The organism is Brachybacterium sp. B718/18, from assembly GCF_055454375.1.
Map to the genome: position 1 here is coordinate 221,535 of NZ_JBVDDO010000006.1, position 11,852 is coordinate 233,386.

General features: G+C 72.5%; 11 protein-coding genes. 2 read left to right on the forward strand and 9 right to left on the reverse strand.

Going from position 1 to position 11,852, the window contains the following annotated elements:
* Positions 1–12 precede the first annotated feature (12 nt).
* The 7 genes from acs to ACZCAH_RS11450 all read right to left on the reverse strand — a co-directional run bounded on the left by acs (position 13) and on the right by ACZCAH_RS11450 (position 7,899).
* Positions 13–2,085 (reverse strand): acetate--CoA ligase, encoded by a 2,073-nt coding sequence (gene acs / locus ACZCAH_RS11420; protein WP_464341204.1) that lies wholly within the window; start codon positions 2,083–2,085, stop codon positions 13–15.
* Positions 2,082–2,906, reverse strand: coding sequence for an ABC transporter permease (locus tag ACZCAH_RS11425; protein ID WP_464341189.1), 825 nt, complete (start codon positions 2,904–2,906; stop codon positions 2,082–2,084). The genes acs and ACZCAH_RS11425 overlap by 4 nt, the downstream gene beginning before the upstream one ends.
* Entirely contained in the window at positions 2,906–3,958 is a 1,053-nt protein-coding gene (locus tag ACZCAH_RS11430; RefSeq protein WP_464341190.1) for an aliphatic sulfonate ABC transporter substrate-binding protein, read from the reverse strand. Before ACZCAH_RS11430 ends, ACZCAH_RS11425 begins: the two co-directional genes overlap by 1 nt.
* Before the next feature lie 45 nt (positions 3,959–4,003).
* The gene (locus tag ACZCAH_RS11435) at positions 4,004–4,864 is read right to left on the reverse strand and encodes an ABC transporter ATP-binding protein (RefSeq protein ID WP_464341191.1); all 861 of its coding nucleotides are present in this window, start codon (positions 4,862–4,864) and stop codon (positions 4,004–4,006) included.
* 141 nt (positions 4,865–5,005) lie between these two features.
* Positions 5,006–5,614: a GNAT family N-acetyltransferase gene (locus tag ACZCAH_RS11440; RefSeq protein WP_464341192.1), complete on the reverse strand. Its 609-nt coding sequence runs from the start codon at positions 5,612–5,614 to the stop codon at positions 5,006–5,008.
* Positions 5,607–6,740, reverse strand: a complete 1,134-nt coding sequence (locus tag ACZCAH_RS11445) for a glycosyltransferase (RefSeq protein ID WP_464341193.1) — start codon at positions 6,738–6,740, stop codon at positions 5,607–5,609. Before ACZCAH_RS11445 ends, ACZCAH_RS11440 begins: the two co-directional genes overlap by 8 nt.
* A 10-nt stretch (positions 6,741–6,750) precedes the next feature.
* Positions 6,751–7,899: an NAD-dependent epimerase/dehydratase family protein gene (locus ACZCAH_RS11450; RefSeq protein ID WP_464341194.1), complete on the reverse strand. Its 1,149-nt coding sequence runs from the start codon at positions 7,897–7,899 to the stop codon at positions 6,751–6,753.
* A gap of 149 nt (positions 7,900–8,048) precedes the next feature.
* Between ACZCAH_RS11450 and folP the strand changes: the two genes are divergently transcribed.
* The gene (folP, locus tag ACZCAH_RS11455) at positions 8,049–9,077 is read left to right on the forward strand and encodes a dihydropteroate synthase (RefSeq protein WP_464341195.1); all 1,029 of its coding nucleotides are present in this window, start codon (positions 8,049–8,051) and stop codon (positions 9,075–9,077) included.
* A gap of 35 nt (positions 9,078–9,112) precedes the next feature.
* On the opposite strand, the gene ACZCAH_RS11460 is transcribed toward folP, so the two are convergent.
* Both ACZCAH_RS11460 and ACZCAH_RS11465 read right to left on the reverse strand, forming a co-directional pair.
* Positions 9,113–9,937 carry a serine hydrolase domain-containing protein gene (locus tag ACZCAH_RS11460; protein ID WP_464341196.1) on the reverse strand — a complete coding sequence of 275 codons (825 nt, stop codon included), beginning with the start codon at positions 9,935–9,937 and terminating at the stop codon, positions 9,113–9,115.
* Positions 9,934–10,773, reverse strand: a complete 840-nt coding sequence (locus ACZCAH_RS11465) for a serine hydrolase domain-containing protein (RefSeq protein WP_464341197.1) — start codon at positions 10,771–10,773, stop codon at positions 9,934–9,936. The genes ACZCAH_RS11460 and ACZCAH_RS11465 overlap by 4 nt, the downstream gene beginning before the upstream one ends.
* A gap of 249 nt (positions 10,774–11,022) precedes the next feature.
* Between ACZCAH_RS11465 and ACZCAH_RS11470 the strand changes: the two genes are divergently transcribed.
* Positions 11,023–11,757 carry a L,D-transpeptidase family protein gene (locus ACZCAH_RS11470; RefSeq protein ID WP_464341198.1) on the forward strand — a complete coding sequence of 245 codons (735 nt, stop codon included), beginning with the start codon at positions 11,023–11,025 and terminating at the stop codon, positions 11,755–11,757.
* Positions 11,758–11,852: the final 95 nt, after the last annotated feature.

Consider the following 11,852-nt stretch of genomic DNA (forward strand, 5'->3'; position numbering starts at 1 on the left):
GGTGGGAGGGTGTCAGCTGCGCGGCGCGACGGCCGGGTCGTCTACGGACAGGGATGCGAGGACCGCCGCGACCGCGTCGACGGCCTCCGGGTTCTGCAGGCTGGTCGTGTCCCCGAGCGGGTCGGGGGTGCGGCCGGCGCGGCGGTCCCGCTCGGCGTGGACGAGCTGGGCGAGCAGGCGGCGCATGATCTTGCCGGAGCGGGTGCGCGGCAGGTCCGGCACCTCGATCACGTGCCGCGGTTTGGCGATCGGGCCGATCTCCCGGGCGACCCGTTCGCGCAGCGCTGGCACGTCGAGCTCGGTCGGATCGGCCCGTGTCCCGCCGCGCGGGATGACGAAGACGGCGACGGCCTGGCCGGTCAGCGGGTCGTCGACCCCGGCGGCGCCGGCCTCGCGCACGCTGCCCTCGGCGACCAGGGCCGATTCGATCTCGATCGTGGAGAGCCGGTGCCCGGAGACGTTCACGACGTCGTCGAGGCGGCCCAGGATCCAGAAGCATCCGTCGGCGTCGACCGTAGCGGAGTCCCCGGCGACGTAGTAGCCGCCGTGCTCCCCATGACCGGCGAAGTCGCGCCAGTAGGAGTCGCGGTAGCGCTCCGGGTCGCCCCACACGGTGCGGGCCATGCCGGGCCAGGGCCGACGGGCGACGAGCGTGCCGGCGACGCCGGGCGGCTGCTCGCGTCCATCCGCATCGACCACGGCCAGGTCGACGCCGGGCAGCGCCCCCGTCGCGGAGCCGGGCTTGAGGGTGGTCACGCCCGGCAGCGGGACGAGCATCGCGGCGCCGGTCTCGGACTGCCACCAGGTGTCGACGATCGGCAGCTCGCCGCGGCCGAAGGTGCGGTGGAACCAGATCCAGGCCTCGGGGTTGATCGCCTCGCCGACGGTGCCGAGCAGGCGCAGCGTGGAGAGGTCGTGGCCGGCCGGCAGCTCGTCGCCGAACCAGGACATGAGGGTGCGGATCAGGGTGGGCGCCGTGTAGTAGACGGTCACGCCGTAGCGCTCGATGATCTCGAGGTGCCGCTCGCGGTGCGGGACCCCCGGCGTGCCCTCGTAGATGACCTGGGTGAGGCCGTTGCTGAGCGGGCCGTAGATCTCGTAGGTGTGGGCCGTGACCCAGGCGAGGTCGGCCGTGCACCAGTGGACGTCGGAGTCCTTCGCGTCGAAGTGCGCCCAGTGCGCCCACGAGGTGTGGGTGAGATAGCCGCCCGAGGTGTGGACCAGACCCTTGGGCTTCCCGGTGGTGCCGGAGGTGTAGATGATGAACAGCGGGTGCTCGGCGTCGAACGGCTGCGGCTCGTGGACCTCGCTCGCCGCGTCCACCGCCTCGTGCCACCACACGTCGCGGCCCGCGGTCCAGGGCACGTCCTGACCGGTGCGGCGCACCACGAGGACGTGCTCGAGGGCGGGGAGTTCGCGCGCGGCCTCGTCGGCGGCGGACTTCACCTCGACGGCCTTCCCGCGGCGGAACTGCCCGTCGGAGGTGACCAGCAGCTTCGCGCCGGTGTCGCGGAGGCGGAAGCGGACCGCCTCGGCGCTGAAGCCGCCGAAGACGAGCGAGTGCACGGCGCCGAGGCGGGCGCAGGCGAGCGCGATGACCACGGTCTCCACGAGCACCGGGAGGTAGACGACGACCCGATCGCCGGGGACGATCCCCAGATCGGTCAGGGCGTTCGCGACGCGGCTCACGCGGCGCTGCAGCTCGGCGTAGGTGACGGCCTCGCGGTCCCCCGGCTCTCCCTCGAAGTACAGGGCCACCTTGTCGCCGCGGCCGGCGCGCACGTGGCGGTCCACGCAGTTCTCGGCGACGTTCAGGCGACCGCCGTCGAACCAGCGGGCGGCGGGGACGGAGAGCTCGCCGGTCGCGGGATCGACCGTCGGCGGTGACCACTCGAGCGCCGTGTGCCACGGCTCGGTCCAGTCGAGGCGTCGCGCGGCCCCCTCCCAGAAGGCGACCGGGTCCGCGGCGGCGGTCCCGTGGATCCCGGGGCCGACGTTCCAGGTCCCGGCGAGGGCGGGGTCCGGCGGGAAGGTGCGGGTCTCGACGAGCCGCGACTCGGCGGCGGCGGTGGTGGCGGTGGTTATGCCCACTTCTTCAGCAGCCTCTTCTCGACGAGCCCGAGCAGGGCGTTGGTCAGGCTGCCCAGCAGGGCGAGCAGCACGATGGCGAGCAGGATGCGGTCCACGCGGCCGGTCTGCTGGGAGTCGTTGAGCACGAAGCCGAGGCCCATGGAGGAGGCGATCAGCTCGGCGGCGACGAGGAACAGCCACGACTGGGCCAGGGCCAGGCGCAGGCCGGAGACCACCGAGGGGACCACGGCCGGCAGCTGCACGGTGCGGAACAGGTCCCAGCCGCGCAGTCCGAAGCTGCGCCCGGCCTCGACCAGCTGCGGGTCGATGTGGCGCAGCGCCGCGGCGACCGTGGTGAGCACGGGGAAGAAGGCGCCGATCGCGATGAGGGTGATCTTCGATTCCTCGCCGATCTGCAGCCACAGGATCAGCAGCGGCACCCAGGCCAGCGAGGGCACCGCGCGCAGGGCCGCGAGGGTGGGGCTGAGCAGGGCGTCGCCCGCGCGGGAGAGGCCCACGACCGCGGCGACGGCGAGCCCGACCGCGGAGCCGATCGCGAAGCCCAGCAGCACGCGCTGGACCGAGATCGCGATGTGCAGACCCAGCTCGCCGCGGCCCGCGAGGTCCGCCCCGGCCTGCAGCACGGTCAGCGGCCCGGGCAGGCGGTACGCGGGCACCAGGCCGAGCGAGGTCGTGACCTGCCAGGCGAGCAGGATCAGCAGCGGCAGCACGGCGCCGGCGGCGAAGCGCACCGCGCCGCGGTCCCACAGCGCGGGGCGCGCGGCGGCCGACGGTCCGGTCGCCGCCCGGGTCGGGGTGTCGACGGCCGCGCTCATCAGCCGGCCACCGCGGCCTGCGCGAAGGCGTCGTGCACGATCGACTCGCGGGCCGTGTCGACCGCGTCGGCACCGCCCTGCACGTCGCCGGACTCGGCGAGCATCGGGGAGATCGCCTCGAGCACCGCGAGCTGGTCGGCGCCGGGCACGCCCGAGACGTCGAGGTTGGAGCGCTCGGTGATCACCGTGGTGGCGACGGCCAGGTCGATGCCCGCTGCGTCGGCGAGCAGCTGGGCGGTGGCCTCGAGGTTCGCGAGCGCCCAGGTGCGGGCCTCCTCGTAGGCGTCCACGACCACCTGGGCGACGTCGGCGTGCTCGTCGATGAACTGCTCGGTGGCGTTGAGGAAGCCGTAGGTGTTGAAGTCGACGTTGCGATACACGAGCTGCGCCCCGGACTCGACCTCGGCGGCGGCCATGATCGGGTCCAGTCCCGACCACGCCTCGACGCTGCCGCCCTCGAGGGCGGAGCGGCCGTCGGCGTGCTGGAGCGGCTGCAGCTCGACGTCGTCGATGCTCAGCCCGGCCTCAGTCAGCGCCTGGACCAGGAAGAAGTAGGGATCGGTCGCGGGCGTCGCGGCGACGGACCGACCGGCGAGGTCGCCGGGGCCGGTGATGTCGCTGTCGCCCGGGATTACGAGCGCGGACCACTCGGGCTGGGAGTAGATGTCGATGACCTTGATCGGCGAGCCGTTGGCGCGGGCGAGCAGCGCGGCGGAGCCGGCGGTCGAGGCGACGTCGGCGGAGCCGGAGCGGAGGAACTCGTTGGCCTTGTTGGAACCGGCCGACTGCACCCACTCGACGGTGACGGCGTCGCCGAGGACGTTCTCGATCAGCTTCTGGTCGCGCACCACGAGGCTCAGCGGGTTGTAGGTCGCCCAGTCGATCGTCAGGGAGTCGGTGCTCCATGCGCCGCCGCCCGCGTCGGAGCCGCCGCCGGAGCCGCCGGCGGTCGAGGTCGAGCCCTCGCCCGCGACGCAGGAGGCGGCACCCATCGCGGTGACGGCGGCGAGGCCGAGGGCGGCGGCGGAACGGCGGCTGAGGGTGTGCGACATGGGTGATCTCCGGGGGTGGGTCGGGCGGTGCGGGAACGGGGGTGGTCAGCCGTGGTGGTGGCTGGGGACGCCGAGGCCCTCGAGCAGCTCGGCGCGCAGCTCGGCGAGGGCGTGGTCGGCACGATCGCGGGGACGCTCCCCGGGCACCTCGACCGTGCGGGCGAGGGAGGGACGACCGGGCTCCTCGGCGTCGGTGAGGCGCAGGGAGCGCAGCAGCAGCACGCGGTCCGCGAGGTACAGCGCCTCCTCGACGTCGTGGGTGACGACGAGGACGGTGGTGGGTTCGGCGGCGTGGATCTCGAGCAGCAGGTCCTGCATGCGCAGGCGGGTGAGCGCGTCGAGCGCGCCGAAGGGCTCGTCCAGCAGCAGCACCTGGGGGGCGCGGGCGAGCGCGCGGGCCAGGGAGGCGCGCTGGGCCATGCCGCCGGAGACCTCGCGGGGGCGGAGGTCGGCGGCGTGCTCGAGGCCGACGAGGGCGAGCAGCTCGGCGACCCGCTCGCGCCCGGCGCGGCGGCCGGTGCCGCGCGGGAGGCCGAGGGCGACGTTGTCCCGGATGGTGCGCCAGGGCAGCAGGCGCGGCTCCTGGAAGGCGACCGCGCTGCGGGGATCGGTGCCCGTCAGCGCCGTGCCGTCGAGAGCGAGGGCGCCGGCGCTGGGCGTGTCCAGACCCGCGATCAGGCGCAGCAGCGTCGACTTGCCGCAGCCCGAGGGGCCGACGACGGCGACGATCTCGCCGGTGCCCAGCGTGAGGTCGAGGTCGCGCAGCACGTCATGGCGTCCCTGCGGGCCCTCGAAGGAGCGCGCGACCCCGCTGAGGCGCACGCCGTCGACGGACGACGCCTCCACGGTCGACGCGGGGGCTCGGTACGGCAGGGCGGTTCCGGGCTCGGCGACGGTACTGGTCATGTCTCCGACTATGACGAGGCGCGACGGCTCCGCGCCAGATCCGTGTCATAAGGCGTCATAGTCGGGGTGCGAAGGAGGCCGACGGAGGTGCGGTGTGTGGGCCGCGCCACACCGCGCCCTCGCACCCCTCGGGCGCGCGGCTCAGCTCGCGCGGCGCTCGAGCCGGGCGTCGAGCATCGCGCGGATCCCCGGCCACTCGAGCGGGAGGATCGAGTACACGACGGTGTGGCGCACCGAGCCGTCGGGCAGGATCCGGTGTGCGCGCAGGATCCCGTCCTGCTGCGCGCCGAGGGCCTCGACGGCGCGGCGCGAGGCGAGGTTCAGGTGGTGGACCCGGAACTCGACGCGGAGCAGGTCGAGGGTGTCGAAGGCATGGCCCAGCAGCAGGCGCTTCATCGCCGTGTTCACGCCGGTGCGGTGCACGGAACCGGCCAGATAGGTGTTCCCGATCTCGAGGCCCCGGTCGGCGAGCGCGAGGTTCATGAAGGTGGTCAGGCCCACCACGCGCTCGTCGGTCTCGCGCACGACGGCCCAGGCGAGCCGGGAACCGGCAGCGACATCGGCCAGGAGACCGCGGACGGAGCCCTCGACCGCCTCCGGTGCCGGGACGTGCGGGGCGAAGGGCAGACGGTGGATGTCCCCGTCGGCCACGACTTCGCGGAGCCCGGGCACGTGCCGCGCCTCCAGGGGCTCGAGGCGGAGGCCGTGGCCGGCGAGGGTCACCGGCTCCAGGCGGGCGGGCTCAGACATGCGGCCGCTGGGCGCGCTTCTCGATCGCCAGCTCGTAGTAGCGCAGCAGGTCGTCGGAGGCGTTCTCCCAGGAGAATTTCTCCGCCTCGGTGCGGGCGGCGGTACGGATCGACGCGCGCAGCGACGCATCGCCGAGCCGGTCGAGTGCCCGGTCCAGGCTCGGCTCGTCGTCGTGGTCGAAGAGGAGCCCGTCCACCCCGTCGGTGACCTGCTCAATCGTCGGGCCCGAGCGCGCGGCGACGACCGGCAGGCCGGAGGCCATGCCCTCGAGGATCACCAGGCCGAGGGTCTCGGTGACCGACGGGAACACGAACGCGTCGGCGCTCGCGAAGGCGCTCGCGAGCGTCTCCCCGCCCATGAAGCCCGGGAAGGTGGTCGCGGTGCCGCGGAACATCTCCTCGAGCTCACCGCGGAACGGACCGTCGCCGACGATCGCGAGGGCCACGTCGTCCCGGCGGTCCATCATCGGCCGCAGCCGGTGGATCTCCTTCTCCGCGGCGAGGCGGCCGACGAACACCAGCAGCTTCTTCTCGGGGTGCCCGCCGCTGAGCCGCTCGCGCATCTCCTCGCTCGCGAAGCGGGGGTGGAAGGTCTCGGTGTCCACCCCGCGGCGGACCACGTGGAGGTTCTCGAGGCCGTGCTGGGCGAGTTCCGCCTTCATCGTCTCCGAGGTCGCGATGTTGACCTCGGCCATCGCGTGGTTGCGCTTGATCTGCCACCACACCGCGGGCTTCCCCCAGCTCCACGCCCGGTACAGGTCGAGATAGCGGGGGATGTGGGTGTGATAGCTGGCCACCAGCGGGATCCGCTGCCGGCGCGCGGCGAAGGCCCCCGAGGAGGCGAGCAGCAGGGGCTGCGCGGCGTGGACGACATCCGGGTGGAAGCCGCGGATGATGCCGTCCACGGTGGGGTTCGGGAGGGTGAAGCGCCGATGCTTGTAGAACGGCAGCGTCACCGGGCGGATGCCCACCACCCGTGCCCCGTGGTGCTCGGTCACCCCGAGATCGGGGGCGATCACGATGACCTCGTGCCCGAGGTCGGTGAACCGCTCGACGGCGTGGCGCAGACGCGTCACCACGCCGTCGACGGAGGGCAGGAAGGTCTCCGTGACGATCGCGATCTTCACGGAATCCGGCTCACTTCCAGGTGACGGTGGGCATGACCAGCTCGCGCTTGACGCGATCGGTGTTCTCGAGCGCCACCTTCAGCACCTCGGCGAGGTGCTCGTCGGTCAGCAGGTGCGGCTGCAGGCCCAGGTCCAGGAGGTTGGTGTTGACCGCGTTGTAGTAGTGGTCGTACTTCTCCACGCGGGGGTTCTCGGTGTTGGCGATGTTCGCCTCGAGGCCCATGCCGCGGGCGACCTGCTGCACCTTCTCGGCGAGCTCCTTGACGGAGAACTGCTCGGTGAACTGGTTGTAGACGCGGAACTCGCCGCGGTCGGCCGGGTTCTCGCAGGCGATCTCGATGCAGCGCACGGTGTCCTGGATGTCCAGGTAGCCGCGGGTCTGCGAGCCGTTGCCGTAGACGGTGAGGTCATGGCCGATCGCGGCCTGGATGATGAAGCGGTTCAGGGCCGTGCCGAACACCGCGTCGTAGTCGAAGCGGTTGACCAGGCGCGGATCGCGGCGGGTCTCGTCGGTCTCGAGGCCGTAGACGACGCCCTGGTTCAGGTCGGTGGCGCGCACGCCCCAGATGCGGCAGGCGAACATGATGTTGTCGCTGTCGTGCACCTTGGTGAGGTGGTAGAAAGAGCCGGGGGCCTTCGGGAACGGCAGGCGGTCCTTGCGGCCCTTGTGCTCGATCTCGATCCAGCCCTCCTCGATGTCGATGTTCGGCTGGCCGTACTCGCCCATGGTGCCGAGCTTGACGAGGTGGCAGTCGGGAGCGTGGTCCTTGATCGCCCACAGGACGTTCAGGGTGCCCTCGACGTTGTTGCGGTGGTTCTCGATCGCGTGCTCGCGGTCGATCATCGAGTACGGCGCGGAGCGGTGCTCGGCGAAGTGCACGAAGGACTCGGGCTGCAGGTCCTCGAAGATCGAGACGACGGCCTGGTAGTCCGTGAGGTCGGCGATGCGGACGGCGATGTCCTTCCCGGAGACCTCCTTCCACGCCGCGACCCGCTCCTCGAGGGAGAGAATCGGGGTCATCGAGTTGGACCCGAGCTCCACGTCGATCTCGCGGCGGACCAGGTTGTCGACGATCGTGACGTCGTGCCCCTTCTCCGACAGGTACAGGGCAGTGGGCCAGCCGCAGAATCCATCTCCACCGGCGACGACGATCTTCATTGCGAGAATCCTCCAAAAGGGTCCAGGTCCCGGCGTGCGAACGGACACCACAGCCGGATTGTGAAACGTCGTGTCCGCTCTTAACGTAGTGCAGGTCGGGTGCCGCTCAAAGACGACGGACGCCCGCGTGAACAGCGGAGGAACAGGCCATGACCAATGCGTACGACGACGGCTCCGAGACGGCCGCTCCTCCCGCTCCGGACACTGTAGCGTCGGCCGGAGGGGCGATCCTGGGGGTCGCCGAGAGCTTCTCGGCGCCGTCCCAGCACACCCCGCACGTCCCGCACGTCCCGCACGTCCCGCACGGTCAGCATGCCCCGCCGCGGCCCCGTCCGCTGCCGGACACCTCGCGCCGCGTCCTGGTCATGGGGATCGTCAACCGCACCACCGACTCCTTCTTCGACGAGGGCCGCACCTTCGCGCTCGAGAAGGCGGTCGGGGCGGGCCGGGCCGCCGCGGCCGCGGGCGCCGACCTGGTGGACGTGGGCGGCGTGAAGTTCGCGCCCGGGGAGGCGCTGCCCGTCGCCGAGGAGATCGAGCGGGTCGTCCCCGTGGTCGCGGCGCTCCGCGCCGAGCTCCCGGCCGACGTGCTGCTCTCGGTCGACACCTTCCATGCCGAGGTCGCCCGCGAGGCCATCGCCGTCGGTGCCGACCTGATCAACGACACGACCGGGCTCTCCGATCCGCGGATGTGCGAGGTCGTCGCGCGGACCGGAGCCTCGCTCGTGATCACCCACTCCCTCGCGGCGCCGCGCCGGCCCTATCCGCGCCCGCAGTACGACGACGTCGTCGAGGAGGTGCGGGACTTCCTCGCCGCCCGGCTCGAGCGCGCTCTCGAGGCCGGGGTGCCGCGCGAGCGGATCGTGCTCGACCCCGGTCCGGACCTGAACAAGAACACCCGGCAGACCCTCGAGATCCTGCGCGAGTGGCGCGAGTACACGGGCATGGGCCTGCCCGTGCTCGCGGCGCTGTCCCGCAAGGACGTGATCGGCGAGACGCTCGGGCTGCCCAAGGAGGAACGACTCGAGGGCTCGCTCGCGGCGGCCGCCTGGGTGATCGCGCGGGGCGCGCGGATCCTGCGCGTCCACGACGTCGCCGAGAGCGTGCGCCTGGTGCGCATGCTCGAGGTGCTCGCCGGGTGGCGGGAACCGGCCGGCCCCTTGGTCCACAACGTCTGATCGGCCGGTCCACGGGCCGCCGGCCGCGCCTCCCCTCAAGAGTGCGCGGCGAGCACCGCGTCGGCCAGGCGCGGCATGACCTCGCGATGGGCGTCGCAGAAGTCGTGGGAGGTCCCGACCACGAGCGCCAGGTCAGCCTCGCGGTCCACCCAGAAGGCGGTGCCGCGCATCCCGAAGTGGCCGAAGGTCCCCGGGCTGTTGCCCGACCCGGTCCAGTGCGGGCTCTTGTGCCCGCGCACCTCGATCCCGAGCCCGAAGGGGTTGGGGCTCTGCTTGCCGAAGCCGGGCATGATCCCCACCAGCTCGGGGAACGAGGGGGTGGTCAGCTCGGCGTCCCAGCAGGGCTCGAGCAGGGTGGGGCGGAGCAGCTCGGCGGCGAGCAGGGCGAGGTCCGCGAGCGGCCCCGCGGCGCCGACGGAGGCGGACCCCTCCCACTCGAGCCGGGTCATGCCGAGCGGCTCGGCGAGCTCGTCCCGCACCCAGTCCTCGAGGTCGCGGCCGGTCGTGCGCTCGAGATGCCGCCCGGCCTCGTCGATCCCGTAGTTGGAGTAGTGCCGGCGCAGCCCGGGCGCCTGCAGCGTCGACTCGGACTCGTAGAAGTATCCGGAGGCGTGCGCGAGGAGATGACGGAGGGTCGACCCGGGCGGCCCGACCTCGTCGTCGAGGCTCATCAGCCCCTTCTGCAGGGCGAGCGCGCAGGCGAAGCCGGTCACGGACTTGGTCACCGAGCGCCAGGGCCGCACCCGCTCGAGGTCGCCTCGCGCCTCGCGCACGCCCTCGGGGCCGAGCACGATCGCCGCGGCCTCGAAACCGAAGTCGTCGAGCGCGCCGAGCGCGCCGAGTCCCTCGTGGTCACTCACGACCGGGTCCCGAAGCGCGCGAGGATCGCGTCGGTCAGCGGGGGCCAGGCGCGCACGTGGTCGGGGCCGAAGGGCCGCTCACCCAGGAAGCAGGCGGTCAGGCCCGCCTCCGGATCCGCCCAGAGGAAGGAGCCGGACTGGCCGAAGTGGCCGACGGTGCGCGGCGAGGAGGCGGCGCCGGTCCAGTGCGGGTCCTTGTGATCGCGGATCTCGAGGCCGAGTCCCCAGTCGTTCGCGCGCTGCCGCCCGTAGCCGGGCAGGATCCCGCCGAGCCCCGGGAACTGCACGCCCATGGCCTCGCGCCACAGCGCCGGGGAGATCAGGGTGGGCGCGAGCAGCTCGCGACCGACGGAGAGCAGGTCCCGCACGCTGCCGTGGTAGCCCGCGGCTGGAGAGCCGGAGGGGTCGAGGTCGACGAGGTCGAGCCCGGCCACGACGGTCTGCTCGACCCACTCGGGCATGTCGTAGCCGGTTGCGTCCTCGAGGTGGGCGGCGAGCACCTCGAAGCCGGTGTTGGAGTAGTTGCGCCGCTCCCCGGGCGCGCCGAGCAGCTCCTCCCCCGTGAAGGGATAGCCCGCGGTGTGGGCGAGGAGGTGGCGCACGGTCGACCCCGCGGGGCCCGCGGGCTCGTCGAGCTCGAGCAGGCCCCGTTCCACCGCCACGAGGACGGCGAGTGCGGCGATCGGCTTGGAGACGCTCGCGAGCGGCCAGGCGCGCGTCGCATCGCCCTGGATGTGGAGCACCCCTCTCGCGTCCGCGACCCCGAGCGCGTGGGCGAAGTCGACCCCGACCTCGAGCGGCGTCGGATCGGGCGGCGGGGCGGTCTGCGGCGTCACGGGGCCACTATGGCATGTCGCTGCAGCGAGGCCAGTGCGGGGCCGGTGCGGGCCCCGTCGGACGCCCAGACATCCGTCCAGAACACCTACCGCCGAGAAATCAGCGCTCGACCTGCGTCGTCACAAAATCGTCACATCCGCACGCCCAACCAGCATCTTTTCCCTCTAGTTTACTCTTTCTTGACTCTCGATACTGGGTCCACCGCCACCGTCGGCGGCCGCACAGCCGATCCCAGAGGGGGGACCGTCATGACCATCCACCTGACCGAGAGACCGACCGCGCCCGGGGACCCGCAGAGGCTCACGCCGGGCCGTCGGACCCTGCTGCTGGGCGTGGGGACGCTCGGCGCGGGACTCCTCGCCGGCATCGGACCCGCGAGCGCCGCGAGCACCCTGCGCAAGGGGTCCACGGGCGCCGAGGTGACGACGCTGCAGAAGAAGCTGTGGGCGCTGCGCTACTGGTGCGGCACGGCCGACGGCTCCTTCGGGCACCTCACCCAGCAGGCCGTCTGGGCGCTGCAGAAGTCCGCCGGGCTCTCGAAGGACGGCGTGGTCGGGCCGAAGACCTGGGCGGCGCTGAACGACGGGGTGCAGCCCTCCCGCCGGATCACGAGCGGCATCGGCTTCGAGGTGAACCTCTCCCGGCAGGTGATGATCCTGACCACCCAGGGGCGCCTCGGCTACATCCTCAACACCTCGACCGGCAGCGGGGAGCGCTACTACTCCGGCGGGCGCTGGAAGACGGCGACCACCCCGAAGGGCGACTTCTCGATGTTCCGCCTCTACTCGAAGGGCTGGCAGAGCGGCCCGCTCGGGGACCTCTACCGCCCCGGGTACTACGACCGCGGCTGGGCCGTGCACGGCTCCTCCTCGATCCCGCCCTACCCCGCCTCGCACGGCTGCTGCCGGATCTCGACCGCCGCCTCGGACCTGCTGTGGTCGGTCTCGTGGTTCCGCGAGGGCCGACGGGTGCTCATCTACTGAGCGGTCCCGTCCGCTGGGAGAGCCCGCAGAGAGAAGGGAGGGGCGACAACATCTGGCTCGAGGACCGCGACGCGGTGCGCACCCCGATGCAATGG